Source organism: Streptomyces sp. NPDC047000, from assembly GCF_040644295.1.
Lineage (GTDB): Bacteria > Actinomycetota > Actinomycetes > Streptomycetales > Streptomycetaceae > Streptomyces.
In genome coordinates this window covers 26086-51906 of record NZ_JBEYWE010000007.1, presented here as the reverse complement: position 1 = coordinate 51906, position 25821 = coordinate 26086, and the positions used below count along the sequence as shown (strand labels likewise).

19 protein-coding genes are annotated in these 25821 nt (G+C 73.4%); 9 read left to right on the top strand and 10 right to left on the bottom strand.

The genetic code is table 11. The features are described from left to right. The first annotated feature begins 411 nt into the window (after nucleotides 1-411). The 7 genes from ABZ862_RS13870 to trxA all read left to right on the top strand — a co-directional run bounded on the left by ABZ862_RS13870 (nucleotide 412) and on the right by trxA (nucleotide 10144). Nucleotides 412-4206, top strand: coding sequence for a family 78 glycoside hydrolase catalytic domain (locus tag ABZ862_RS13870; protein ID WP_360956772.1), 3795 nt, complete (start codon nucleotides 412-414; stop codon nucleotides 4204-4206). Nucleotides 4207-4352: 146 nt separating this feature from the next. Beyond that, nucleotides 4353-5327, top strand: coding sequence for an expansin EXLX1 family cellulose-binding protein (locus ABZ862_RS13865; RefSeq protein ID WP_360956770.1), 975 nt, complete (start codon nucleotides 4353-4355; stop codon nucleotides 5325-5327). A 228-nt stretch (nucleotides 5328-5555) separates the two neighbouring features. Then, entirely contained in the window at nucleotides 5556-5882 is a 327-nt protein-coding gene (locus ABZ862_RS13860) for a rhodanese-like domain-containing protein (protein WP_360956768.1), read from the top strand. An 85-nt stretch (nucleotides 5883-5967) separates the two neighbouring features. Further along, on the top strand, nucleotides 5968-7353 hold the full coding sequence (locus ABZ862_RS13855; RefSeq protein ID WP_360956766.1) for an MBL fold metallo-hydrolase: 1386 nt from the start codon (nucleotides 5968-5970) through the stop codon (nucleotides 7351-7353). 173 nt (nucleotides 7354-7526) lie between these two features. Continuing rightward, nucleotides 7527-7790 carry a hypothetical protein gene (locus ABZ862_RS13850; protein ID WP_360956764.1) on the top strand — a complete coding sequence of 88 codons (264 nt, stop codon included), beginning with the start codon at nucleotides 7527-7529 and terminating at the stop codon, nucleotides 7788-7790. Nucleotides 7791-8035: 245 nt separating this feature from the next. After that, nucleotides 8036-9730 (top strand): aminotransferase class V-fold PLP-dependent enzyme, encoded by a 1695-nt coding sequence (locus tag ABZ862_RS13845; RefSeq protein ID WP_360956762.1) that lies wholly within the window; start codon nucleotides 8036-8038, stop codon nucleotides 9728-9730. 42 nt (nucleotides 9731-9772) lie between these two features. Continuing rightward, a complete protein-coding gene (trxA, locus tag ABZ862_RS13840) occupies nucleotides 9773-10144 on the top strand; it encodes a thioredoxin (protein WP_360956760.1) in 372 nt (123 codons plus the stop codon). Between the two features lie 107 nt (nucleotides 10145-10251). Here trxA and ABZ862_RS13835 read toward each other — a convergent pair whose 3' ends face one another. Beyond that, on the bottom strand, nucleotides 10252-10842 hold the full coding sequence (locus ABZ862_RS13835; RefSeq protein ID WP_360956758.1) for a rhodanese-like domain-containing protein: 591 nt from the start codon (nucleotides 10840-10842) through the stop codon (nucleotides 10252-10254). 82 nt (nucleotides 10843-10924) lie between these two features. On the opposite strand from ABZ862_RS13835, the gene ABZ862_RS13830 reads away from it, so the two are divergent. After that, the gene (locus tag ABZ862_RS13830) at nucleotides 10925-11212 is read left to right on the top strand and encodes a metal-sensitive transcriptional regulator (RefSeq protein ID WP_360956756.1); all 288 of its coding nucleotides are present in this window, start codon (nucleotides 10925-10927) and stop codon (nucleotides 11210-11212) included. Between the two features lie 196 nt (nucleotides 11213-11408). On the opposite strand, the gene ABZ862_RS13825 is transcribed toward ABZ862_RS13830, so the two are convergent. The 3 genes from ABZ862_RS13825 to ABZ862_RS13815 form a co-directional block, all read right to left on the bottom strand. Then, a complete protein-coding gene (locus tag ABZ862_RS13825; protein ID WP_360956754.1) occupies nucleotides 11409-12152 on the bottom strand; it encodes a sulfite exporter TauE/SafE family protein in 744 nt (247 codons plus the stop codon). Further along, the gene (locus ABZ862_RS13820; RefSeq protein WP_360957348.1) at nucleotides 12149-12532 is read right to left on the bottom strand and encodes a rhodanese-like domain-containing protein; all 384 of its coding nucleotides are present in this window, start codon (nucleotides 12530-12532) and stop codon (nucleotides 12149-12151) included. The genes ABZ862_RS13825 and ABZ862_RS13820 overlap by 4 nt, the downstream gene beginning before the upstream one ends. A 65-nt stretch (nucleotides 12533-12597) precedes the next feature. Next, nucleotides 12598-13968, bottom strand: coding sequence for an MBL fold metallo-hydrolase (locus ABZ862_RS13815; protein WP_360956752.1), 1371 nt, complete (start codon nucleotides 13966-13968; stop codon nucleotides 12598-12600). Nucleotides 13969-14249: 281 nt separating this feature from the next. On the opposite strand from ABZ862_RS13815, the gene ABZ862_RS13810 reads away from it, so the two are divergent. Continuing rightward, on the top strand, nucleotides 14250-14738 hold the full coding sequence (locus ABZ862_RS13810) for an inorganic diphosphatase (protein WP_360956750.1): 489 nt from the start codon (nucleotides 14250-14252) through the stop codon (nucleotides 14736-14738). Nucleotides 14739-14772: 34 nt separating this feature from the next. On the opposite strand, the gene ABZ862_RS13805 is transcribed toward ABZ862_RS13810, so the two are convergent. The 6 genes from ABZ862_RS13805 to ABZ862_RS13780 form a co-directional block, all read right to left on the bottom strand. Continuing rightward, nucleotides 14773-16485 carry an ABC transporter ATP-binding protein gene (locus ABZ862_RS13805; protein WP_360956748.1) on the bottom strand — a complete coding sequence of 571 codons (1713 nt, stop codon included), beginning with the start codon at nucleotides 16483-16485 and terminating at the stop codon, nucleotides 14773-14775. Nucleotides 16486-16735: 250 nt separating this feature from the next. After that, on the bottom strand, nucleotides 16736-17209 hold the full coding sequence (locus tag ABZ862_RS13800) for a carboxymuconolactone decarboxylase family protein (RefSeq protein ID WP_360956746.1): 474 nt from the start codon (nucleotides 17207-17209) through the stop codon (nucleotides 16736-16738). A 252-nt stretch (nucleotides 17210-17461) separates the two neighbouring features. After that, the gene (locus tag ABZ862_RS13795) at nucleotides 17462-20467 is read right to left on the bottom strand and encodes a glycosyl hydrolase (RefSeq protein ID WP_360956744.1); all 3006 of its coding nucleotides are present in this window, start codon (nucleotides 20465-20467) and stop codon (nucleotides 17462-17464) included. A 200-nt stretch (nucleotides 20468-20667) separates the two neighbouring features. Further along, complete coding sequence (locus ABZ862_RS13790) at nucleotides 20668-22938, bottom strand: M4 family metallopeptidase (RefSeq protein ID WP_360956742.1); 2271 nt, start codon at nucleotides 22936-22938, stop codon at nucleotides 20668-20670. Between the two features lie 872 nt (nucleotides 22939-23810). Beyond that, nucleotides 23811-24479, bottom strand: a complete 669-nt coding sequence (locus ABZ862_RS13785; protein WP_360956740.1) for a response regulator transcription factor — start codon at nucleotides 24477-24479, stop codon at nucleotides 23811-23813. Further along, the gene (locus ABZ862_RS13780) at nucleotides 24476-25792 is read right to left on the bottom strand and encodes a histidine kinase (RefSeq protein WP_360957345.1); all 1317 of its coding nucleotides are present in this window, start codon (nucleotides 25790-25792) and stop codon (nucleotides 24476-24478) included. The genes ABZ862_RS13785 and ABZ862_RS13780 overlap by 4 nt, the downstream gene beginning before the upstream one ends. Between the last annotated feature and the right edge of the window lie 29 nt (nucleotides 25793-25821).

Below are 25821 nucleotides of genomic sequence, written 5' to 3'. Positions count from 1 at the left end.
CCGGGCCAGACCAGTTTCCTACATCAACTCGCCCGTGATCGCACGTGGTTGCCCGCCGGACCGCGGGCCGAGGCGCCCCGGCCCGGGACACGGAAGGACACAACGGAACAAAGCGCGGCGAGAGGACCCCTGCCGGACCGCGGTATTGCGCCACGCCGGTCCGGCACCTCCACCGGCGCGCCGGAGGAGCCGCAGCAGCACGCCGGCACCGGCGGAACACCCCGGGGCACGGGCCCCGTCCGTCCCGTCCGTCCCGCCCTGAACATGTGCCGCACCTCTTGACGGTCCCAGTCAACTCTCGTACGTTTCCCTCGCATTGCCGGTTTGAAACGTTTCAGCAACCCTTCCGCCGCCGTTTCGGACCCGTACGAGTCGCCCTGCTCCATCCGCACCGTGTGAGGGAGTACATCCGTGGCCAGTCAGACACCGTCCCCCGACCCCTCCTCCCCCGGCTCCGCTTCGCCCGACCCCTCCTCCCCCGGTTTCACCGCCGCACAGGGCCCGCTGAGCCGACGTCACCTCCTCGGCATCGGTTCCGCGCTCGCCGCCGGGACGCTCGCCGCGGGAGCGGTCGGCGCGTTCGCCGGGACCGCCCGTGCCGGAACCGCCGCGCCCGCCGCACCCGTGGCGCTGTCCCGGGCCCGCTGGATCTGGTACCCGGAGCCGGCGGCGGACCGTGCCGCAGCCGCGGGGCAACACCGTTACTTCCGCCGGAGATTCACCGTCGCCGAGGGCGACGTGACGGAGGCCCAGTTCGTCGTCAGCGGCGACGAGACGGTCGACGTGTGGCTCAACGGGCAGCCCCTGGCCGGGTCCTCACGGTCCGCCGGTTCCTGGCGCCGGGCCCTGTACGTCGATCTGCGGTCCGCGGTGAGACCCGGGGTCAACACCCTCGCGCTGGCGTGCCGCGGCGGCGGCACGACGGCCGGGGTCATCGGGCGGCTCCGTGTCCGCGCCGGCGGCAAGACCATCGACCTCGCCACCGACGGCAGCTGGTCGGCGGGCAAGGACGTGGCCGAGGGCTGGGAGAAGGCCGCCGCGGACGGCGCGGGCTGGCCCACCGCCCAGGAGCTGGGGACGTACGGGGTCGCGCCCTGGTTCGCCCGGGTCGGCGCTCCGGACATCACCGCCAAGTCGCCCCTGAAGGTGACCGGTTGCACCGTCGAGCACCGCGGCGAGCCGCTCGGGGTGGACGCCGCGCGCCCGCGTTTCGGCTGGCGGCTCGGATCGTCCGCGGCGGCACGGGACTGGCAGCACCAGAGCGCCTACCAGATCCGGGTCTCCGCATCGCGCAAGGGTGGCAACGTTGTCTGGGACAGCGGGCGGGTGGTGTCCGGGCAGCAGCTCGGCATCGCGTACGGCGGCCCCGGACTGCGCAGCCTCACGCGGTACTTCTGGCGGGTGCGGGTGTGGGACACCCAGGGGCGGGCGGGCGCGTGGAGCGCGCCGCGGTGGTTCGAGACCGGGCTGCTGGCCGCCGCCGACGAGTGGCGCGGCGCGTTCGTCGGACAGCCCGCGGCGCCGGATCTGTCGGGCGCCTCGTGGATCTGGTACCCGGAGGGTGATCCCGCCTCCGGGGTGCCCGTCGGGACACGGTACTTCCGGCGGACGTTCACGCTGAGCGGCGCCCCGTCCGCCGCGAGCCTGGTGGTCACCGGGGACGACACCGCGGACGTCTGGGTCAACGGCAGCCTGGTGAGCACCTCGCCCCGGGTGACCGACTCCTGGAAGAGCGCGGCGCTCGTCGACGTCACCGGCCGGCTCACCGCCGGGTCCAACACGATCGCGATCGCCTGCACCAACACCACGCAGTCCCCCGCCTCGGTGATCGCCAAGCTGGTGGTGACCGGTGGGCCGACGCTGGTGACCGACGCGGCGTGGAAGGCCGGGCAGGACGAGCAGCAGGACTGGCAGCAGGACGGGTTCGACGACGGGGCCTGGCCCGCGGCGCGGGCGGTCGCGCAGTACGGCGGCGGGCAGTGGGGATCCCAGGTGGGGGTGGTGAAGCCGGCGCCGCTGCTGCGCAAGAGCTTCACGGTGCGCGGCCGGGTGGCCTCCGCCCGGCTGCTGACCACCGCACTGGGGCTGCACGAGACACGGCTCAACGGCGTCAGGGTGGGCGCCGACGTCCTCGCGCCCGGCTGGACGGACTACGCCAAACGCCTGCAGTACAAGGTCTTCGACGTCACCGACCAGGTGCGGCAGGGCACGAACGTGCTCGCCGCCCGGCTGGGCAACGGCTGGTACTCCGGCAGCCTGGGCTTCGCGGGGAGCCGGCACTACGGGACGCAGCCGTGGTACTCGGCCCAGCTCGTCGTCACGTTCACCGACGGCAGCACCCGGACCGTCGCGACGGACGGCACCTGGCGGACGGCCACGGGCGGGATCCGGGCCGACGACCTCTACAACGGCGAGACCTTCGACGCACGGCTGGAGGTCGACGGCTGGGACGGCACCGCCTTCGACGACAGCGCATGGGCCGCCGTGGCCGTGTCCGGCGCGAGCACGCCCGTACTGGTCGCCCAGGCCGACAACGGTGTCACCGTGCAGGAGGAGTTCCGGCCCGTCGCCGTCACCCAGCCCCGGGCGGGCGTCTGGATCTTCGACCTGGGGCAGAACTTCGCCGGCTGGAACCGGCTCGCGCTCGCCGGTCCAGCGGGGACGACGGTCACCGTCCGGCACGGCGAGGTCCTCAACCCCGACGGCACGCTCTACACGGCCAATCTGCGCGCCGCCCAGGCCACCGACCGCTTCACCCTGGCCGGCACCCAAAGCACCGAGACCTACGAGCCGACGTTCACCGTGCACGGCTACCGTTACGTGGAACTCACCGGCCTGCCGGACGGATTCACGCCGGACCAGGACACCGTCACCGGCCGCGCGGTGTGGACGGACACGGCACGGCCGGGCACGTTCACCGCATCCGACCCGCTGCTGGAGCAGTTGCAGCACAACATCGTGTGGGGCGAGCGCAGCAACATGCTCTCGATCCCGACCGACTGCCCCCAGCGGGACGAACGGCTGGGCTGGACCGGTGACATCGCCGCCTTCTGCGCCACCTCCACCTTCAACCTCGACACCCACACGTTCCTCGCCAAGTTCGCCGACGACCTCACCGACGCCCAGCAGTCCGACGGCGCCTTCACGGATGTCGCGCCCGCCGTCATCGGCGGCGCGGGGACGGCCGGCTGGGGCGACGCGGGCACGATCGTCCCGTACACGGTGTGGCAGCGCTACGGCGACGTGGGCGTCGTGGACCGGCACTTCGCGGCGATGGCGAAGTGGGTCGACTATCTGCGGTCCACCGCGGGCAGCGATCTGATCCGGGACCGGACGACCTACGGCGACTGGCTCAACGTCAACGACAACACCGCGCAGAACATCGTCTGCACGGCCTTCTTCGCGCGGTCGGCCCGGCTCGTCGCCGAGATGGCGGCGGCGACCGGACGGACGGCTCAGGCGGCGTCGTACGGGGACCTGGCCGACCGGGTCGCGGCGGCCTTCACCGACCGGTTCGTCGCGGCCGACGGCACGGTGAGCGGCAACACGCAGACCGGCTACGTCCTCGCGCTGGCCTTCGGACTGCTGCCGGACGCGCTGGTGCAGCCCGCGGCGGACAAACTGGCCGCCAAGGTCGCCGCGACGGACGGGCATCTGAGCGTCGGGTTCCTCGGCGTGGAGAACCTGCTGCCGGTGCTGGCCGATCACGGGCACGCGGACACCGCGTACCGGATCCTGCTGCAACGCGGCTTCCCCGGCTGGGGGTACATGATCGAGAAGGGTGCCACCACGATCTGGGAGCGGTGGGACGGCATCCGCGCCGACGGCTCGTTCAACGACCCGGGCATGAACTCCTTCAACCACTACGGCCTGGGCTCGGTCGGCGACTTCCTGTACCGCTACGTCGGCGGGCTCTCCCCGGCGAGCCCCGGTTACGCCGCGCTGCGCATCGCGCCCCGGACCGGCGGCGGCCTCACCTCGGCGGGCAGCACCCACGAGACGCCGTACGGCACCGCGCGCAGCGACTGGCACGTGGCGAAGGGCACGGTGACGCTGCGGGTCACGGTGCCCGCGGGCACCCACGCCACGGTCACGGTGCCGACCTCACGGCCGCGGTCGGTCGCCGCCCCGGACCTGGCGGTCCCGGCGGGTGGGGCGACGTACTTCGTGCCCGCAGGCACGTACACCTTCACCGCCGAGGGCTGAGTCCGCTCCCGGTGGGCGGGCCCGTCCCGGGCGGCCCGCCCACCGGGCCCGCCGGTGTCCGTACCAAACCGGCGGCAACCTTTTCGCCCACGGCGGCGACCGAGTTCGTGCATCATCGACTCCAACTCACCTGAACGGAACGGTGCATGAGCGCAAGGAGACGGGCGGCGCGCGGACCGCGGCGCCGGCCGACGGCCACCGCGGCGGCCCTGACCACGGCAGGCGTGCTCGTCCTACTGGTCGTCGCGCTGCTGCCCGGCGGCGACCGGGAGGGCGGCAGCGGGCACACCGCGGCCACGGCGGTCGCCGAGGCCCCGGTCACGCCCTCGACCGCCGCCCCCGGCACCCCCGGCACGACGGCCGCCGCCACACCGCGAGCCGGTGCCACGAAGAAGCCGGGCACATCCGCCTCCCCGCGACCCGCTCGTACCTCCGCCCCGGCGTCGGCCCCGGCCCGCGCGTCGGCCGGGAGCACCGCTCGGGCGGCCTCCGGGTCCGCCCCGCTGGCGGGCCGCATCCGGCCCGGCACCACCTACCGGGGTGTCGCCACGTTCTACGACACCGACGGCACCGGCGCCTGCCTCTTCGACGCGAGCGGTGACGTCATGACCGGCGCGATGAACACCGCCGACTACGAGTCCTCCAAGGCGTGCGGGGCGTATGTCCTCGTCCGGGCGGCGAACGGGGCGGCCGTCACGGTCCGCATCACCAACGAGTGCCCCGGTGACTGCGCGTCCGGCCAGATCGACCTGAGCGCACAGGCGTTCGCGAAGCTCGCCGCGCCCTCGGCCGGGCGCGTCCCGATCACCTGGCGGCTGCTGAGCCCCGCCACCTCGCAGACGGTCTCGCTCCGCTACAAGACCGGCTCCACCGCGTACTGGTGCGGGCTGCAGGTCATCGGGCACCGCAATCCGGTGGCCCGTCTGGAGCTCCGGACGAGCGCGGGCGGCTGGCGGGTGCTGCCGCGCGCGGACTACGACTACTTCCTCGCCGAGGACGGCGGCGGCTGCGGCGGTGCGGTGCGGATCACCGACATCTACGGCGAGCGCCTCACCGTCGCCGCGCTCCCGGTGCGCGCGAACGCCGTCCAGGCGACCGGCGTCCAGTTCGCCCGGCACTGATCCGCGGGCCGGGCCCGTCCCGGCGTCCTCCGCTCCCTCGTACAGGGCCCCGCCGCCGGCGGGGCCCTTCGTGCGTCCCGTCCGTCCCCTGTCTTCCGCCTTCCGGACTCCCCTTCTCCTGTCTCCCACCTCCCCGACACATACCCCCTGGGGTATTTGACCTGAGCCGCGGCGGCATCGTAAGCTCGCCGACAAGAAACCCCCGGGGGTATACAAGGAGGCGCGTACATGGCTCGTGAAGCAGGAATCGACACGTTCGCGGCCGCCTGGGCCGACGGCGCCGTGGTGGTCGACGTCCGGGAGCCCGGCGAATACGTCGCGGGGCACGTTCCCGGCGCCCGGCTGATGCCGCTGAGCTCCGTGCTCTCCCGGGTCGGCGAACTGCCCATCGACCGCCCGGTCTACGTGATCTGCGCCAGCGGCAACCGCAGCAGGACCGCCACCGACTGGCTCGGCTCCCGCGGGATCGACGCCTGGTCCGTGAGCGGCGGCACCCTCGGCTGGATCCGCGGCGGTCGTCCGACCGCCACCGGGGCGCACCAAAGCGCTGCCTGAACCCCGGCCCGGGTTCCGCCGACCCGCAGCAGCGCGGCCGCAGCTCCACATCACCCGCATCACCAGACCCGGAGGACACCTCCCGATGTACTTCGCCCAGTACTACCTCGACTGCCTCTCCCAGGCGTCGTACCTGATCGCCGACGAGACCACCGGCAGGGCCGTCGTGGTGGACCCGCGTCGTGACGTCTCCGAGTACCTCAGTGACGCCGAGGCGCACGGTTTCACCGTCGAGGCCGTCCTCAACACCCACTTCCACGCCGACTTCCTCGCCGGTCACCTGGAGATGGCGAGCCGCACCGGTGCCTGGATCGGCTACGGCCGCCGCGCCGAGGCCGAGTACCCGATCCGCAAGCTCGCCGACGGCGAGCACATCAGCCTCGGCGACGTGCAGCTGGAGATCCTGGAGACCCCGGGTCACACGCCGGAGTCGATCAGCGTCGTGGTGTACGAGCACGCCGACGACACGGTGCCCTACGGCGTGCTGACCGGTGACGCCCTGTTCATCGGCGACGTGGGCCGTCCCGACCTGCTCGCCTCCATCGGCGTCACCGCCGACGAGCTCGGCCGGATGCTCTACGACACCGTCCAGAACAAGCTGATGGGGCTGCCGGACGCGGTCCGGGTCTTCCCTGCGCACGGCGCGGGCTCCGCCTGCGGCAAGAACCTCTCCACCCAGCGGCAGTCCACCATCGGCGAGCAGCGCGCCACGAACTACGCCTGCCGGCCGATGGGCGAGGAGGAGTTCGTCGCGCTGGTGACCGCCGGACAGCCGTCCGCGCCGGCCTACTTCGTCTACGACGCCATCCTCAACCGCAAGGAGCACGGCCTGTTCGGCTCGGCCGAGGCCCCGCAGCCTCTGTCGGTCGAGGAGTTCATGGAGCGGCGCGCGGGCGGCGCGGTCGTGCTGGACGCCCGTTCCCCGCAGGACTTCGCGGCCGGTCATCTGCGCGGCTCGGTCAACGTGCCCGCCGACGGCCGGTTCGCCGAGCAGTCCGGCATGGTCGTCGCCCCCGACCAGGACGTGATCGTGATCGCGCCGCAGGACCGCGAGGAGGAGATCGTCACCCGGCTCGCCCGCATCGGCTTCGACAAGGTCGGCGGCTGTCTGCGCGAGCCCGAGGGCGCCTTCCCCGCCCTGGCCGACCGGATGACGCAGGCCAGCCGTCTCACGGTGGACGAGCTGCGGCAGGCGCTGGCCGGTGACGAACCCCCGCTGGTGCTCGACGTGCGCAACACCTCCGAGCGCGAAGAGGGCGCCGTCGAGGGCTCGTTGCACATACCGCTGGCCGAACTGGCCCGCCGCGCGGACGAGATCCCGCAGGGCCGTCCGCTGGTCGTGCACTGCGCCGGCGGTCACCGCTCGTCCGTCGCGGCCAGCCTGCTGCGCCACCAGGGCCGCGACGACGTCTCCGACCTGCTCGGCGGCTACGGCGCGTGGCTCGCGCAGTCGGTGGCGGTCGAGGCGTAGGGCCCGGCCGGAGCGGGGTCCGGAGGGCGTCCCACCGGGCCGGGGTCCACGGGCGGGCCGGGAACAATCCCGGCCCGCCCGGCGCTGTTTCGAGTAGTTCCCCATACCCCGCCGGGTACGGAGGGGCCGGGGCCGGGGACCGTCCCCGCACCTCATGGAAGGGCGTGAGAGCGATGACCACGACTGGACCCCTCCGGTCCCGCACGACCGACGACCCGCCCCTCGTGACCGGCTGCGGGCGCCGGATCGAAGTGCACTGCCTGCGGTTCAGGGCGCCGGGCCACACCATCGGCCGGGTCGCCCTCGCCGTGGGCCAGGACCAGAGCGGGGAACCCGGGATGTGGGCGGCGCTCACCCCGGACGAGGCCCGCCGGCTCGCCCGGCTTCTCCTCGACCACGCGGACACGGCGCAGCACGACACCCGGTCGGCGGACTGACCGCCGCCACCGGCTCCCGCAGCCGCCCCGGCCCCGCCTCACGGCCAGCGTCCTGCCGCTCCCCGGCCGGCCGCCGCGCCGCCCGGTGACGACCGGTTGCAAAACCGCCCCCGCTGGGCCGAACGGCCCCGGGCGGGTTCCGTCGTCCTCTCGCCCGGCCGGTCCGGGCACGGTGCACTGGAAGCCGGCGGCGGCGCGTGCCGCCGGGGAAGGGCCGGGACATGACTGGCACAGCACCACGGACCGTGAGCGTCCCCCCGACGCCTGACGCCTCCCCCCTCCTGGCCCGCATCCGCCGCGGCCTGATCGGTGACGACGAGGTGCTGGACGGCCCCTACGGCCCCAAGCGGATCGTCTACGCCGATTACACGGCCTCCGGCCGCTCCCTGGACTTCGTCGAGGACTTCGTGCGCGAGCAGGTCCTGCCGCGCTACGGCAACACCCACACGGAGAGTTCCAGCACCGGGCTGCAGACCACCCGGCTGCGGGAGGACGCGCGCCGGATCGTCCGCGACGCGCTCGGCGGCACCGAGGACGACCTCGTCATCTTCTGCGGTTCGGGCGCCACCGCCGCGGTGAACAAGCTGATCGGCATTCTCGGGCTGCGGGGCCCCGGGCAACTCCCCGAAGCGGAGCGCCCGGTGGTGTTCCTGGGGCCGTACGAGCACCATTCCGACGAGCTGCCCTGGCGCGAGTCGGCCGCCGACGTCGTCGTCGTCGGCGAGGACATCGGCGGCCATGTCGACCTGGCGGACCTGGAGGCGGCGCTGCGGCGGTACGCGGACCGGCCGCTGCGCATCGGCAGTTTCTCCGCCGCCTCCAACGTCACCGGGATCCTGACCGACACCGACCGCATCGCCCGGCTGCTGCACGCGCACGGCGCGCTGTCGTTCTGGGACTACGCGGCGGCGGCGCCGTACGTGCCGGTCCGGATGGCCCCGAGCGCGCCGGGCGCGGACGACCACAAGGACGCGCTGTTCGTCTCCCCGCACAAGTTCGTCGGCGGCCCGCAGACCCCCGGGGTGCTCGCCGTACGGCGTGAGCTGGTGCGCAACCCCGTGCCGACGGCGCCCGGCGGCGGCACCGTCCTGTTCGTCGACCGGCACGGCCACCGCTATCTCGACGACCCGGTGGCCCGGGAGGAGGGCGGCACCCCGGCGATCGTCGAGTCGGTCCGCGCCGGGCTGGTCTTCGCCCTGAAGCAGGCCGTGGGCACCGGCACCATCCAGGCGGCGGAGGAACGCCACTGGACGTACGCGCTGGCCCGCTGGGACCGGGTCCCCGGGATCGAGATCCTCGGCAGCCGCCACGCCCGGCGGCTGGCCGTCGTGTCGTTCCGCGTCCGGTACGGCGAAAACGCCTGGCTGCACCACAACTTCGTGGTGGCGCTGCTGAACGACCTGTTCGGGGTGCAGTCCCGCGGCGGCTGCTCGTGCGCGGGCCCGTACGGGCACCGGCTGCTGGGCATCGACGACGCCACCTCGCACGCCCTGCGGGACGAGGTGCTGCACGGCTGCGACGGCATCAAACCCGGCTGGGTGCGCCTGAACTTCAACTACTTCATCAGCGACACCGTCCGCGACTACCTGGTGGACGCCGTCGAGCTGATCGCCGCGTACGGCCACCGGCTGCTGCCCGACTACCGCTTCGACCCGCGCACCGGGCTGTGGCGCCATCACGCCGGTCCCGCCGGTCCGCCGCTGCGCCTGACCGAGGTGCGCTTCGGCGCCGGCGGACCGCTCACGGCACCCGGTGCGCGGCGGCGCACGCTGGGCGAGGAGGCGCTGGCCGGTCAGCTCGCCGGCGCCCGGGCGCTGCTCACCACCCGGCCGGACCGGCTGGACGACGGTCCGACCGGGCTGCCCGACGGCTTCGAGCGGCTGCGGTGGTTCCCGCTCCCTCCCGGCTGCCTGGAACAAAAACAGCGCCCGGCTCGTTGAACCGTATACCCCACCGGGTATATGAGAAGGAGTGTCGTCCCCATGCCGACCATCGAACTGACCAAGGACAACTTCGAGGCCACGGTCACCGGCAACGAGATCGTGCTGATCGACTTCTGGGCCGCCTGGTGCGGGCCGTGCCGGATGTTCGCGCCCGTCTTCGAGACGGCCGCCGCGCGCAACCCCGACATCGTGTTCGGCAAGGTCGACACCGAGGCAGAGCCCGAGCTGGCCGCCGCCTTCCGCATCTCGTCCATCCCCACGCTGATGGCCGTCCGCGACCGGACGGTGCTGTACGCGCAGCCGGGCGCGCTGCCGCCGCAGGCGCTGAACGACCTGATCACCAAGATCCGTGAGGCCGACATGGACGAGGCCTGCGGCAAGGCGTCCGCGCCGTCGGCGGACCTCGGTTGACAAAGCGGCCGGACCCCGGACGCACAAGGGCTCCGGGGCGCGTGCGAGACACGCGCCCCGGAGCCCTTGTGCCGTTCCGGTGGCGTCCGCGCCGCCGGGCCGGCCCGTCAGCGGCGGCGCAGTTCGGCGAGCGCGGCCTCCAGGTCCACGCCGCGCGGCCGGTTGTGCGGCAGCTTGCCGAGCATGACCGCCATGGCGCAGGTGTTGGTCACCGCGGAGAGGACCAGGCCACTCGCGACGGCCGCCGGGACCAGCAGCAGGGCGGGGTGGACGAGGAAGCCCAGGAGCACACCGATCAGCACCAGGGAACCGGCGCTGAAGCGGACCTGGCGCTCCATGCTCCAGGTGTTGCGGGGCGTCTCGCAGACGGCGGGGCGGTGCAGTTCGTGGCCCTGGGAGGCCCAGGCGCCGGTGCCGCCGGAGAGGGTCGCGGTGGGGATGCCCTCCGCGGCCAGCTGCTTGCAGGCGTTCTCCGAGCGGGCGCCGGAGGCGCACACGACGAGCACGTCGCCCTGCTCGGCCGCGTGCCGGATCTCCGGCAGGGCCCGCCGGAGGGTGTCGAGGGGGATGTTGACCGCGCCGGGCAGGTGGCCGGAGCCGTACTCGGCGGGGGTGCGCACGTCGATCACGGTGAACTCGTGCAGGCGGGAACTGGCCTGATCGGTGCCCAGGGTGACGGGGATGACGGGGGCGCTCATGACAGATGTGATCCTTAGTGTGCTACGGCGTCCCGGACCGGGACGCATGGTACCCCTAGGGGTATTTTTTCAAGGAGAGACAGTGGAACTGGAGCTTGCGGGTGCCGAGCTGAAGGCCGTGCTGAACCGGCTGCGCCGGGCGCAGGGCCAGATCTCCGGGGTGATCCGGATGATCGAGGAGGGCCGCGACTGCGAGGAGGTCGTCACGCAGCTCGCCGCGGCGTCCCGCGCCCTGGACCGGGCCGGGTTCGCGATCATCGCGGCCGGTCTCCAGCGGTGCATGGCGGACATCGAGTCCGGCCGCAGGAACGGCGAGGACGGCGAGGAGATCCGCACCCGGCTGGAGAAGCTCTTCCTGTCGCTGGCGTGAGACGGGCGCTTCGTCGCGCCCTTCCACGACCGTGGGGACGTGGGCCTCCCCTCTCGTCGTCGTGATGTCCGCTGTCGTACCGCGGGGCTCGTACCACGCCGTTGTGGTGCGGGCTCTTCCCGCCGCCGGTGCCGTACGGCACCGGCACATCCGTTCCCGGGCCCGCACCGCCGGGGCCCGGTGCCGAGGTCTGCCGTCACAGCACCGCGTCGGCGAGCATCAGGGAGGCGACCAGGAGCAGCACCATGGCGAAGATCCGCTGGAGCATGCCCCCGGACACCTTGGCGGCCAGCCGCTTGCCGTCCCAGGCGCCGAGCACGGCGGCCGCGGCGAACGGGGCGATCAGGCCCCAGTCCAGGCCGTCGGCCGTTCCGGCCCGCATGGCGAGGGCGGCCAGCGAGTTGACGGTGATCACCAGCAGGCTGGTGCCGACCGCGGCCTTCATCCGCAGACCGAGCACGCTCACCAGCGCCGGTACGGCGAGGAAGCCCCCGCCGACACCGAGGACGCCGGTGACCGCGCCGAGTCCGGCGCCCGCGGCCGCCGCCTTGCCGGGGCGGACCGTGGTGACCGGCCGGGCCCGTCGGGGCCGCAGCATGCGCACCGCCGCCACCCCGGCCACCGCGGCGAAGGCCATGGTGAGGACCGGGCCCGGCAGACGTCCGGCGAGCAGTCCGCCGAGCATCGCGGGCACGATGCCCGCCGCGGCGAACATCAGCCCCGTGCGCCAGCGCACATTGCCGTCACGGGCGTGCGCGATCAGCGCGGTGGCGGAGGTCACGGTGACGATGACGAGGCTCGCGGTGGTGGCCGCGACCGGGGTGAAACCGAGCAGGTAGATCAGCGCGGGGACGGCCAGCACGCTGCCGCCGCCCCCGAGCGCGCCGAGGGCCAGGCCGATGACGGCGCCGGCGGCCAGGGCGAGGATCAGAGCGCTCACGCGACCGTGCCGCTCTGTCCCTTGCGGGCCACCACGGGCAGTCCGGCCCGTGCCCACGCGTGCATCCCGCCGGTCACGTCGACGACGTCGGCGCCGCGGGCGGCGAGCAGCTCGGCGGCCTGCCGGGAGCGGTTGCCCGAGCGGCATATCACCACGAGCTGCCGGGACCGGGCCCGCGGCGGCAGTCCGGCGCCGGCGGCGATGGCCGACAGGGACAGGTGGACGGCCCCGGGGGCGTGCCCGGCCTGCCATTCACGGGGTTCGCGGACGTCGAGCAGCACGGCGCCGCCCGGCTCGCCGCCGGTGTGCCCGGTGCGGGCGGCGGCCTCCTGGACGGTCACCCGGGCCGGTCCGCCGCGGCCTCGTCGGAACAGGTTCAGCACGGCTCTTGACTCCTTGGATCGATCGGGACCGCCGGTCGGTTCCGGCTGTCCGGCGGGACGGCTCAAACGGTGCGGACGGTGAGTCCGGTGTGCCCGGCCGAGTCGAAGCCGTCGTCGACGGCGACGACGTCACGGCCGGTGGCGTGCAGCAGGGAGGCGGCGATGCCGGCACGCATCCCGCCCGCGCAGTGCACCCACACCTGGCCCGCGGGCACCTCGGTGCCGCGCCGGTACAGCTCGTGGACCGGGATGTGCACCGAGCCCTCGATGTACGCGGCGGCCCGCTCGGAGTTCCGGCGCACGTCCAGGACGACGACGCCGTCGCCGGGGTGGCGGGCGGCGAGGTCGGCGAACGTCGCGCGCGGGAAGGAGACGGGGCTCTCGTCCTCGCGCACCCAGTCGGAGGGTGCGCCGGTGGCGGCGGCCGCGGGCCGCTCGATGCCCACCCGGGCCAGCTCGCGCTGGGCCGAAGCGATCTGCTCCGCCGACTCCGCGAGCAGGGTGACGGGCCTGCCCCACGGGATCAGCCAGGCCAGGTAGGTGGCGAGCTGTCCCTCCGCCTCGAAGTTGAGGGAGCCCGCCACATGACCGGCGGCGAAGGCCACGCGGTTGCGCAGGTCCACGACCCACTCCCCGGCGGCCAGCCGCGCGGCGATCCGGTCCGCGTCGGCGACGGCGGGCGGGGTCAGGTCGAGGGGGCGGGGCCCCGCAGCGTTGGCCGGGCCCATGTGGGTGTAGTACGCGGGGATGTCGTCGAGGCCGGCCAGCAGGTCGGCGACGAAGGTGTCGACGTCGCGGGTGAGCGCGCCGTTGGACGCCTTCTCCTTGCCGATGGTGGTGGTGGCGCCGCCCTCGGCCTGGGTGGACGAGCAGAAGCTGCCGAACCCGTGGGTGGGCAGGACGGCGGTCTCCTCGGCGAGCTCGCGGGCGAGGCGGTGCGCGGAGGCGTGCTGCGCGCGGGCCAGCTGCTCGGTGAGCCGGGGCTCGACGAGGTCGGGACGGCCGACGGCGCCTATGAGCAGCGAGCCGCCGGTGAAGACGGCGACCTCGGCGCCGTCCTCCTCCAGGACGTAGGAGGTGTGGTGCGGGGTGTGGCCGGGGGTGGCCATCGCGCGCAGGGTCAGGCCGGCCGCGGCGTCGATCCCGGTCCGGTCGCCGTCGCGCACCGGCACCCTCTCGAAGGCGACGTCCGCTCCGGCGGGCACCAGGTAGGCGGCGCCGGTCACCCGGGCGAGCTCGAGGCCGCCGGTGACGTAGTCGTTGTGCAGATGCGTCTCGGCCACGTGCGTGATGCGCACCCCGCGCCGGGCGGCCGCGGCGATCACCTGGTCGAAGTCGCGCGGCGGGTCCACCACCACGGCGGTCCGCGCGCCGCCCGCCACATAGCTGCGGTTGCCGAGCCCGGACACCTCGATCGTGTCGACGAAGAACACCCGTCGCTCCCTTTCGTTCGAAATTACCCCCGGGGGTATGTCATCGACCGTAACACGTGTACCCCCGGGGGTATTTCAAAGGTCGAGCAAACACTAAAGGAGCGCAGGTGGGAGCGGGTGCGCCGACCGGCCCGGCCCGCTGCCCCGACCGGCCCAAGACAGCCGCACACGGATCGCCTGGAATGGACGGGGCCGCTTCGCCGCCGGGTGCCGCCCGCACCCCGGAGGGGCCCCGGACCACGGGGCGCCGGCCGGCACCACCACCGGACGAGGAGGTCGTTGTGGACGCTGCCGTGTTCGACGTGATCGTGGAGATCCCGCAGGGCTCCCGCAACAAGTACGAGATGGACCACACCCTCGGCCGCATCCGGCTGGACCGGATGCTGTTCACCTCCACCCAGTACCCGGCCGACTACGGCTACATCGACGGCACGCTCGGCGGCGACGGCGACCCGCTCGACGCGCTCGTCCTCGTCGGGGACCCGACCTTCCCCGGCTGCGCGATCGCGTGCCGGGCCGTCGGGATGTTCTGCATGAAGGACGAGCACGGCGCGGACGAGAAGGTGCTGTGCGTCCCGGCGCACGACCCGCGCTGGGCGGACGTGCGGGACATCGCCGACCTCCCCGAGTACGACCGCCTGGAGATCACCCACTTCTTCGAGGTCTACAAGGACCTCGAACCCGGCAAGTCCGTGGAGGGCTCGCACTGGGAGGGACGGGAGGCCGCGTACGCGGAGATCGCGGCCTCCCGGGCCCGTGCGGGCGCCTGACCGCCGGCCCAGGCGCAGTTGACGTATCGTCAGGTCAGGGCAGCTCGGCGGGCGCCGCGTCGTCGTCCAGGAAACCGCCCGACTGGTGCTGCCAGAGCCTGGCGTAGACGCCGTCCCGGGTGAGCAGGTCCTGGTGCGTGCCCTGCTCGGCGACGCGGCCGCGGTCGAGCACGACGAGCTGGTCCATGCCCGCGACCGTGCTCAGCCGGTGCGCCACCACCAGCGCGGTACGGCCCTCCATCAGCCGCCACAGCGCCTCCTGGACGAGGATCTCGCTCTCCGAGTCCAGTGCGCTGGTCGCCTCGTCGAGCAGCAGGACCGGTGCGTCGCGCAGGATGGCGCGGGCCAGGGCGACGCGCTGGCGCTGGCCGCCGGAGAGCTTGACGCCGCGCTCGCCGACCATGGTGTCGAAGCCGTCCGGCAGCGCGTCGGCGAACTCCGTCACGTGCGCCGCCTCGGCCGCGCGGCGGATCTCGGCCTCGGTGGCGTCCGGGCGGGCGAAGGCGATGTTGTCGCGCAGGGTGCGGTGGAACATCGCGGGGTCCTGCGGCACGTACGCCATCAGACCGCGCAGCTCGGCCTGGCGCAGCCTGGCGATGTCCTGGCCGCCGATCAGGATGCGTCCGGCGTCGATGTCGGTCATCCTCAGCAGCAGCCGGGTGAGCGTGGTCTTGCCGCCGCCCGAGCGGCCGACGAGTCCGGTCTTCGTCCCGGCGGGCACCACCAGGTCGAGGCCCTCGAACAGCCGCTCCGCCCCCGCGTGGGCGAAGGTCACCTTCTCGAAGCGCACCTCGGCCGGGCCCTGCGGCACGCGGCGCAGCGGCTCCGGGTCGGCCGGGTCGAGCACGGTCGGCGGGTCCAGCAGCAGTTCGGTGAACTGCGCCGCCTCCGTCATCGCGCGTTCCATCCGGCGGTAGATCTGGTTGAAGTCGAACATGATGCGCGTGGCGTTGCTGTAGTAGGTGAAGGCGACCACCACGGCCTCCACGCCGTGCGTACCGCCGTGCAGCACGACCGCGAGCAGCAGACCCAGCGCGTTGGTCAGCACGGACAGCGGCGCGACCAGGGTGTCGATGCGCAGATTGCCGTAGTCCCAGGCCCGCAGGGTCAGCCGGCGTGACTCGGCGACCCGGGAGCGGTGTTCGGCGGCCTCGCGCTCCTCGGCGGCGAACGCCCGTACGGTGTCCATGTTCATGAGGCTGTCGGCGACGTGTCCCGACATCCAGGAGATGGCCTGCTCCCGGTCGGCGACGAGCCGCTGTCTGCGCCGGATCAGCGGGACCACGCACACCCCGGTGACCGCGATCATCGTCAGCAGGCCGACGACGAGCAGCGGTTCGTAGCCCCACAGCACCACGGACCCGAACAGCAGCGGCACCAGACTGCCCGTCACCTGGAAGGTGAGGGTGTCGACGAACTCCTCGAAGCGGGAGGCGAACCCGAGCACCCGCTTCGTCAGGGAGCCGGCGAAGTTGTCGTGGAAGAACGCGGCGTCCTTGGCGAAGAGTTCGTCCATGCCGATGACGTAGAGGTGCTCGATGCCGAGGGCGTCGAGCCGGTTGAGGCAGTGCAGTCCGAGCCTCCACAGCGCCTCCGCGAGCAGCAGGACGCCCGCGAAGACCGCGATGTACGGCAGTGTCGCGGCGGCGCCGGTGCCGGCCCCGGTGGCGATGCGGCCGACGAGCCTGGCGACGACCAGCGGCGCCACGTAGCTGATGCCGATGTTGCCGAGTGCGGGCAGCAGCATGGCGGGCACCGTCAGACGCCGCAGCTTCTTCAGCTCCCTTCCGTAGTGGCGAAGTGCGAGAAGTACCGAACCCTTGCTCGGCGGACCCTCACCCGATGCAGGCAATACGATCCCAACCCTGTGTAGTCATGGGGAAGCTCTCGGTGCGGAAACCGCAGTGTCCCGCGCCGCCGCCCGTACGGTCCACGCGATTTCGCGTCCATCGCGCGGACCGTGCGGGGCCTCCCCGTGACCGGGGCGGTGGGGCGTGTCAGGCGAACTGGCCGACCCGGTAGTCGCCGGCGGGCTGGCGGACGACGACGTTGAGCCGGTTGTAGGCGTTGATGACGGCGATCAGGCAGACCAGCGCGCCGAGCTGGTCCTCGTCGTAGTGCCGGGCGGCGTTCTCCCACGCCTCGTCGGTGACGCCGCCCGCCGCGTCGGCGATCCGGGTGCCCTGCTCCGCGAGCTCCAGCGCGGCGCGCTCGGCCTCGGTGAACACGGTGGCCTCCCGCCAGGCGGCGACGAGGTTGAGGCGCTGCTGGGTCTCGCCGGCGTGCGCGGCCTCCTTGCTGTGCATGTCGGTGCAGAAGCCGCAGCCGTTGATCTGGCTGGCCCGCAGCTTCACCAGCTCCTGCGTCGCCAGGGGCAGCGACGACTCCGACAGCGCTCGGCCCGCCGAGTTGAGGTACTTCCCGAACTTGCCCGCGACGGGGACGGTGAACAGATTCAGACGAGCGTCCATGGTGAACTCCGGTGTCGTTCTCTCGGTTTCCACCCCTGTGACGAGCCGGCCGGGCGCCGTGTGACATGCGGCGGTGTGATGCGGGTCACCGCGGAGACGCACGGACGGCACGGGGCGGGTGCGCACCCGCCCCGTGCCGTCCGTTTCCCGTGCCGTCCGTGTCCCGCGGCGGCCGGTGTCTCAGACCGTCCGGTCGCCGGTGTCTCAGACCGTCCGGTCGCCGGTGTCTCAGACCGTCCGGTCGCCGGTGTCTCAGACCGTCCGGTCCGTGTACGGCACCAGCCGCACCGGCCCCACCAGCCCGTAGGCCTGGCGGGTCACCGTGCCGAAGACGGCGGGCTGGACCGCCCTCAGCCGGTTGACGAGCGGGGTCGCGACCTCGATCTCGACGGTGTTGTCCCCGCCGTGCAGCAGGCCGCCGAGGTCGACCACGGGGTGCAGCCGGTCGCCCGGGGCGGCGGCCGTGCCGTTCACCGTGACCCGGTAGGTGTCGCTGACCTGGCCGAGTTCCAGCACGGCGCCCTGGGAGGAGTCCCAGTCGTCCGGCAGGGTGACCGTCGTGCGGTACCGGCCGATGCCCGCGGAGTCGGCCAGTTCGGGGATCTGCGACCAGGGCAGCAGGGTGTCGAGCGTCAGCGTCCGGCGCACCGTGTCGGTGTGCGTGGCGTCCGGCCCCGGGTACCAGTCCTCGACCTCGAGTTCCCAGCGGGCCGGGGTGACCGGGCCGGGCACGGCGGGGACGGTCATGGTGACCGTGCGCCCGGTGGACAGGCGGGTGGTGTAGCTGCCCGCCCTGGTGGCGCGGACGGCGAGGCCGCCCGGCGCGAACACGGCCGTGTCGGCGTCCGTGGCGACGGCGTGCGGGCGGTTGCCGTTCCGGTCGCCGAACATCCCCGGCCGTCCCAGGGCGACGATCATGACCTGGCCCGGCTGGAGCGTGACGCGCACGGTGAAGTCGTCGCCGTCCGCGGTGTAGCGGGCGATCCGGCGGGCCTCGCCGGTCCACGGGTCGAGCAGGTACGGCACCGTGGTGCCGTCGCCCCCGGTCCGGTGCAGCGTGACCTCGTGGTCGATCGCGGCGACGGCCGGTTTGACGGTCTCGGCGTGCTTGCCGTTGCACAGGTAGTAGAAGTCCGCCGCCTCGGAGGTCCGGTGGGCGTTGAGGAGCGTCGAGGAGACGGCGTAGCGGGCGTCGGGGGTGACGCCGAGGCCCTTGAGGGCGTCCCCGACGAGCGTCTTGTCGGTGACCCGGGCGACGTTGGGCAGCGCCAGCAGCCGGGTGAGGACGCCGCGCAGCCGGTCGGTCTCGCCGTCGGCGGGCACGCCGGGGGTGAGCGCCTGGTCGAAGGCGCCGTACAGGACGACCGGGAGGCCGGCCTCGGCGAGGTCGAGGATCTTGCCGGCGTCGTCCAGGGCCAGGGTGGGCGTGGACGAGTAGAAGAAGTCCCCCTCCACGAAGAGCGCCTTGTAGGCGGGCCCGTCGGGGGCGAGGCGTCTGCCGGACACGGTCGCCGACGGCAGGTCGAGCAGCGGGCCGCTGAGGAACTGGTGGGTCCAGCCGAGCGGGATGCCGGTCGAGGTGAACCAGGAGGCGCCGATGCCGGTGGCGGTGTAGCCGGTCTGCCGGAACACGGCGACGTCGGCCTGGGGGGTGCCGGTCCGCAGGACGCGGTGCACCCGGCCGAGGTAGCCGGAGATGTCACCGATGTGCCGCCAGGTGGGCTGGCGCGGGCCCCAGGACTCGCCGTAGCCGGGGGTGCCGTTGTACGGGCTGAACGCGGCGAAGCCGGGCCAGGCGACCTGCGGGGCGGTGGCGTAGGAGAAGCCGTGCAGGACCGTCTGGTTGACGCCGGCCGCGTAGGCGCCGCCCATGGTGCGCAGGATCTTGTCCCAGGTCGTGCTGTACGCGGTGCCGCTGTAGGCGCCCGCCTCGCAGGACAGCACCGTGTGCCCGGCCATGTCGCGGCCGCCCGCCAGGCAGCGGTAGTCGTCGAGGTTCTTGAAGCCGAGGGACTCGCCCTCGGGGATGTCGAGGAGGGCCGCGGAGGCGATGGCGTCGGTCTGCAGACCGTACGGCTGCGAGCGCAGCCGCATGCCCATCGAGTGCGCCCAGTCCCGCAGGGCGCGGATGTGGTGACGGTTGAACAGGCCGGAGACGGTCTCCCAGAAGTCGTGCCGGATCTGCCGGGTCAGCTGGGCCTCGAAGGCGAAGACCTGGTTGCTGTTGTCCAGCACGATCGCGGGCAGGTACGGGAGCAGGGGCCGGCCGGTGTGCTTCTCGAAGGCCTCGGGCAGGGCCGTGGTCCACACCAGCCCGGTGCTCTCCAGCTCCACCGAGTCCTCGAAGAACGTGCCGCCCGCGGCCGCGAGCAGCCTGCGGATGACGGGAGTGAGCAGTTCGTCCTCCCAGTGGCCGGTGACGGCTGCGGTGCCCTCGGCGCCGAAGTGGTCGACGACGTATGCCGACGGCGCGGTGTGCGGGCCCGATTCGGGCTGCTGGGCCGAGCCGCGCTGCCAGTAGGCGATCAGGACCCAGTCGCCGGTGGCGGGCGCCGTCCAGGTGATGTTCCCGCCCGTGACGGAGGCGGTCAGGTCGACGACGCTCGCGGCGTCGAGTCCGATGATCTTGCTGGTCGAGTTGGCCGTGTCGATCCGCGCGGCCTGCACACCGGTCAGCCGCTGCCTGGTGACGCCGGAGGCGGCGGCGCGCAGCGGCGCGGGCACGGCCCCCTGATAGGTGGTGCCGGCGGCCACGGTCACCCGGCCGTGGGCGAGCTCCTGGGCGGCCGCCGTGTCGTCGGGACCGACGCCCGGGACGGCCACGGGCCAGCTGGGGCCCAGGGTGAGGTCGACGGTGACGCCGCGTCGGGCGGCCTGGCGCAGCGCCGACTCGACGCCGTCGCGCCACGGTCCGCTGCCCCAGCCGTGGTGGGCGGTGTCCAGGACGGACTTGTCCTTGATGCTGTGGTGGACGGCGGCGATCTCGACGCCGCCGAAGCCGGCGTCGGCGATCTGGTCGATCTCCCGGGCGATCTCCGCCGGGTCCACCAGGCCGTCCGGCCACCACCAGCGGAACCGGGGGCGCACCGCCTGGGGCGGGTTGGCGAACCAGTCTCCGGATGGGCCGCCGGCCACCGCGGGCAGCGCGGTCGCGGCGGGCGCCGCGGGCCACAGGGCCGCCGCGGTGCCGGCGGCCAGGGAAGCCGCCAGGAGCGAACGGCGGGAGATCCCGCGACGCTGCGAGACATGTCGACGCATGGAGCACCTCAGGATTGAATCGTTTCAATTAGCGTGGAACGCCGGAAACTTAAGCCGGTGCACCTGGCAAGGTCAAGATGTCTGCTCCCTGTACTTCGGGGGTGAGTTCGCCTATGAAAGGCCCGGCCGCCCCGGAACGCGCGATACGTTCCGGGGCGGCCGGGCCGGCGGGTCGGACAGGAGGTCAGGACGTCAGGGCGTCAGGGCGTCAGCTGCCACTGCTGGATGTAGCCGACGTCGATCGCCGCGTGGTCCTGGACGCGGAGCTTCCAGGTGCCGGTGACGGGCTGTGCGGAGGCGTCGACGGTGAACGTCTGGTCGACGTTGTCCGCCGAGCCGCCGCTGCGGTTGAGCAGGGAGTACACGGTCCCGTTGGGGCCGACGAGATCGACGGTGAGGTCACCCCGGTAGGTGTGCACGATCTTGACGTAGACCGAGGTGGTGGCCGAGGCGTTGCCGTCGCGGCCGGTGACGGTGATGGGCGACTCCACGGCACCCGCGTTGTCGGGGATGTCGACGCGGGTGGTGCTGGCGAAGATGTCCGCCACGCGCCAGGAGAAGCTCACCGTGGAGGCCGCTCCGGTGGCGTCGGTCACCGTGACGGTGACGGCGCTGGTGCCGAGGGTGGTCGGTACGCCCGAGATCAGTCCGGTGTCGCTGAGGGTCAGTCCGTCCGGCAGGCCGCTCGCCTGGTAGGTCAGCGCGGAGCCGGTGTTGGTGGTGAAGGCGCTGAGTTGCAGGCTGACGCTCTGTCCGACCCCGCTGATCTGGTCGGCCGGGGCGGCCAGGTTGACGCCGAGGGAGATGCGCTGCCCGACGTCGATGGCCGCCCAGGCGTCCGCGACGGCCAGGTAGGTCGGGCTGTAGGCGCCGAACAGGTCGGCCGCGGCCTGCAGGGTCGCGGTGCGGGCGCCCGCGTAGTCGGTGGTGGAGGTCATGTACGTGCTCAGCGCGCGGTACCAGACGCGCTGCGCGTTGTCGATGCCGATGCCGGTGACCGGGAGTCCGTCGTAGGTGGGGCTGTCGTACGCGACGCCGTTGACGGTCTTCGCGCCGCTGCCCTCGGACAGCAGGTAGAAGAAGTGGTTCGCGGGACCGGAGGAGTAGTGCACGTCCACGCTGCCCAGCGTGGAGCTCCAGTAGTCTCGGGACGCGCCGTCCTTGGAGGGCTTGTCCATGTAACGCAGCGGCGTGCCGTTGCCGTTGATGTCGATCTTCTCGCCGACCAGGTAGTCCGGCACGTCGGACGCCAGGTTCGCGTGGAACTCCACGGCGGCGGCGAAGATGTCGGAGGTGGCCTCGTTCAGGCCGCCGGACTCGCCGCTGTAGGTGAGACCGGCGGTGGCGGCGGTGACGCCGTGGCTCATCTCGTGCGCGGCGACGTCGAGCGCGGTGAGCGGGTGGGTGTTGCCCGAACCGTCGCCGTACGTCATGCAGAAGCAGGTGTCGGACCAGAAGGCGTTGACGTAGCTGTTGCCGTAGTGGGCCCGGCTGTAGGCGGCGACGCCGTCGTTGCGGATGCCGTTGCGGCCGAAGACGTCCTTGTAGTAGTCCCAGGTGGCAGCCGCGCCGAACGCCACGTCCACGCCCGCGGTCTGACGGTTGCTCACCGTCCCGTCGCCCCAGACATCGTTGTCATCGGTGAAGAGGGTGCCGGTTCCCGAGGTGCCCTGGTTCAGGTCGTAGGTGCGGTGCCCGGCGCGGTCGCCGTCGACCAGCTGGTACGTGGAGCCGGACGGTGTGGTGCTCAGCGGGACGGTGCCGCTGTACTCGCCGGTGCCGGTCCCGGTGTTCACGCCCTGGTACGAGAAGAGCGTCTTGCCGGAGGCGGCGTCGGCGACGACGTGCAGTTCGCTGGGCGTGCCGTCGTGCTGGAAGCCGCCGACCACGGACTCCCACGCGAGCACCGGCTTCGCGTCGCCCGCCCAGACGACGAGACGGGAGCCGCCGTCGGCGACCGGCTTCTCGGCGTGCTTCTTCGCGGCGACCGCGAGCGCCCTGTCCGCCGCCTTCGCCCCGGTGACCTTCGGGGTGAGGGTCGGGAGTGTGAGGGCGGCCTTCTCCGCCCTGGTCACCGTGAGGTCGGCGCCCTTGGTGTGGACGACCAGGTCGCCGCCGAGCACGGGAAGTCCGGCGTAGGTGCGCTCGTAGCGGGTGTGGACGGTGCCGTCGGCGTCCTGGGAGACGTCCTTGACGACGAGTCTCTCCTTGGCGCCGAGGCCGAGTTCACCGGCGGTGTCCGCGGCCCGGGCACCGGCCTGCCTGAGGAGCGCCGCGTGGCGGGCCGGGGTCAGGCGGGCGGGGGCGGCGGCCGCGCGGGGGGTGGCGAGGATCTTCGCGTGGCCGCGGGGCGCCGGTGCGGCGGAGGCGGTGGAGGTCTGCACCCCGGCGGCGAGGAGGACGCTCACCGCGGTGAGGGCCAGGGCTGCGGCGCGGGCGGGGGGATGCGAACGACGGTCTGACCGGAACAAGGGGTCTCCTTGGGTGACGTAGGCCCTGGGCAGGGCAGGGCAGTACGACGGATCGGCCGGGGTCGGCCGGTCCGGCGGCACGCGCGGGTGAGGAGGGCGCACGGCACTGAGGGACGCGGGGTCGGGTCCCGCTCGGCGGTGCGCGGGGGTGAGGTGGGGGGAGGTGGGGGAAACGAGGTGGGGGGCTCGTGAACACCCGGTGAAGGGTGAACAGAAGAGTGACATCCGCCTCACAGATTTGTCATGGTGGCGACAAGACAACGGCTGGAACTGATGGTTGCCCAGGGATGTCGGGGAACACCCGTGAACAGCGCGACACGCCGTGCGACCTGCGGCGGACGGTGGGATGCGGCGGTGCTGGGGCGGGTGTGGCCGACGGGGCGTGGCCGATCCGTGTCGGCGGCCGCGACGCCGCGACCGCGACCGCGCCGCAGAACCCGCCGGGTTCGCGACGGCCGTACCGCCGCCGGACGGCGGGTCGGCGCGCGGCACCGCACGGAGCGGGATCCTGCCCGGCCTCACCGTCACCGCTCCGGACGGCGCCCGGCCGCCCCGTGACCGCCGGCGGCCGTCGCCGATGCACGGCGGGGCACGGCGGGTACGGTTCGGCCGGCGGGCCGCCGGGTCCTGCGGACCGGATGCGGCCGGAGCCGGAACGGTCACGCAAGCCCTGGACGCCCGCCCCGCCCCGCGCCGAGACGGTCGAGGGAAGCCACAGCGGTCACACCGAACCGAGACGCTCACACCCGGCCGGGCCGGGGCGCGGAGCCGGAACCGTCACACCCGACCGGAGCGGGCCCCGCAGAGCCGCAGCCACCCGCCGAACCAAGACGCTCACGCCCGGCCGGGGCCGGGGTGGGGAGCCGTAGGGGTCATGCCGTGCCGGGGCGGGCGAGGCCGAGGTCGTAGGCGAAGATGACCGCCTGGATGCGGTCCCGGGCTCCTATCTTGGCCAGGACCCTGCCCACATGGGTCTTCACGGTGGACTCGGAGAGGACGAAGCGGGCGGCGATCTCGCCGTTGGTCCAGCCCTTGCCGATGGCGACGAGGATCTCGCGCTCCCGCTCGGTCAGAGCGGTCAGGCGGGGGTCGGCGGCCGGGTCACCGGCGGGGTGTGTGACGTGCCGGGCGTACTCGTCCAGCAGGCGGCGGGTCAGGGCGGGGGCGATCACCGCGTCGCCGCCGGCCACCGCGCGGATCCCGGCCAGGAGTTCCTCGGGCCGCGCGTCCTTGAGGAGGAACCCGCTGGCCCCGGCGCGCAGCGCGGCGTGGACGTACTCGTCGACGTCGAAGGTGGTCAGCACCAGGATGCGGGAGCGGCCGCCGGTGCCGACGATGCGGCGGGTCGCCTCGATGCCGTCCATGCCGGGCATGCGGACGTCCATCAGCACCACGTCGGGGCGGAGTTCGGCGGCCTTGCGGACGGCCTCGGCGCCGTGCGCGGCCTCACCGACCACCTCCGTCTCCGGCACGGAGTCCAGCAGGAGGCGGAAGCCGTAGCGCTGCAGCGGCTGGTCGTCCACGACGAGCACGGTGGTCACGGGGTACCGTCCCTGGGGCTGAGGTCGAGCGCGGCGGTCACGGTCCAGCCGCCGCCGGGCGCCGGGCCTGCGGTGACGGTACCGCCGTAGAGCGCCGCCCGTTCGCGCATGCCCATGAGGCCGTGTCCTTCCCCGTCGGGCGGCGGCCCGCCGGGGCCCGGTGGCCCGGCCGGGCCGGTGTCCTGGACGCGGACGGTCGCCCGGGTGTCCTCGGCGGCGATCGTCAGGGTGACCCTGCTGCCCGCGCCGGCGTATCGGAGGCTGTTGGTGAGGGCTTCCTGCGCGATGCGGTAGACCGTCAGCTGCACGCCCGCGTCGAGCGCGCCGACGCGGCCGTGGCTGCGGTAGACCACCTCGAGACCGGCGGCGCGCACCCCGGCGCACAGCGCCTCGACGTCCGCGAGGCCGGGCTGGGGGCTGAGCTCGGGCCCGTCCGACGCCCCGTCCGACGCCTCGCGCAGCACGCCGAGCACCCGGCGGAGTTCGCCGAGCGCCTGGCGGCCGGTGTCGCCGATGAGCAGCAGGGCCTCCGTGCCGCGGGCGGGGGCCGCCTGGGCCGCGTACGCCCCCGCGTCGGCCAGGGTGATGATCACGGACAGGTTGTGGCCCACGATGTCGTGCATCTCCCGTGCCACCCGGGCCCGTTCGGTCGCCGTCGCGAGACGGGTGCGCTGGTCCCGCTCTGTCTCCAGCCGTGCCGCCCGCTCCCGCAGCCCGGCCAGCTGGGCGCGCCGGATGCGCACCGTGAGGCCGATCGCGAGGGGCGCCGCAGCGGCGACGAGCAGGAAGAACAGCGCGTCCCAGACGGAGACCACCGGCGACACGCGCAGCGCGACCGGCAGCATGGCGGCCGTCATCGCGGCGCAGGCCCAGGGCAGTTGGTTCAGCCGTCCGTGCAGGGCGAGGCTGTAGAGGGCGACGAGCAGCGCGATGTCGGCGCGCAGCGCCACGCCCAGCGACCACTGGAGCAGGAACACGGCGGTGACGGCGCCGAAGGCCGTGAGGGGCCTGCGGCGCCGCCACAGCAGCGGCAGGACGAGGCCGGCCTGGAGTGCCAGGGTCTCGGCGGCGGACGGCTCGCTCAGCGCCAGCCGCAGCCGGTGGCGGCCCTCGGCGTCCCCGCTGCCGGGGTGTCCGTGCAGCAGGTCGGGCAGGCCGAACATCAGCAGGACCAGGAGCACCACGGTGGCGTCCAGGACCCAGGGCCGGGCGCGGTCGGCGTCCCGCAGCCGCCGCCCGGCGCGGCCGAGCCGGCCGAGCAGCGGCGTCATGACACCGGCGTCGTCGACGGCCGTGGTGGTCATGGGGGTCATGGTGGTCATCCGTCCATGGTGCGGCCGCC

What these genes read in the sequence shown, in the direction of transcription:
- ABZ862_RS13800 (WP_360956746.1), bottom strand. Translation starts at nt 17,209, where the DNA reads ATGGACGCTCGTCTGAATCTGTTCACCGTCCCCGTCGCGGGCAAGTTC.
- ABZ862_RS13860 (WP_360956768.1), top strand. Translation starts at nt 5,556, where the DNA reads ATGGCTCGTGAAGCAGGAATCGACACGTTCGCGGCCGCCTGGGCCGAC.
- ABZ862_RS13865 (WP_360956770.1), top strand. Translation starts at nt 4,353, where the DNA reads ATGAGCGCAAGGAGACGGGCGGCGCGCGGACCGCGGCGCCGGCCGACG.
- ABZ862_RS13780 (WP_360957345.1), bottom strand. Translation starts at nt 25,792, where the DNA reads ATGACCCCCATGACCACCACGGCCGTCGACGACGCCGGTGTCATGACG.
- ABZ862_RS13805 (WP_360956748.1), bottom strand. Translation starts at nt 16,485, where the DNA reads ATGCTGCTGCCCGCACTCGGCAACATCGGCATCAGCTACGTGGCGCCG.
- ABZ862_RS13850 (WP_360956764.1), top strand. Translation starts at nt 7,527, where the DNA reads ATGACCACGACTGGACCCCTCCGGTCCCGCACGACCGACGACCCGCCC.
- ABZ862_RS13795 (WP_360956744.1), bottom strand. Translation starts at nt 20,467, where the DNA reads ATGCGTCGACATGTCTCGCAGCGTCGCGGGATCTCCCGCCGTTCGCTC.
- ABZ862_RS13855 (WP_360956766.1), top strand. Translation starts at nt 5,968, where the DNA reads ATGTACTTCGCCCAGTACTACCTCGACTGCCTCTCCCAGGCGTCGTAC.
- ABZ862_RS13835 (WP_360956758.1), bottom strand. Translation starts at nt 10,842, where the DNA reads ATGAGCGCCCCCGTCATCCCCGTCACCCTGGGCACCGATCAGGCCAGT.
- trxA (WP_360956760.1), top strand. Translation starts at nt 9,773, where the DNA reads ATGCCGACCATCGAACTGACCAAGGACAACTTCGAGGCCACGGTCACC.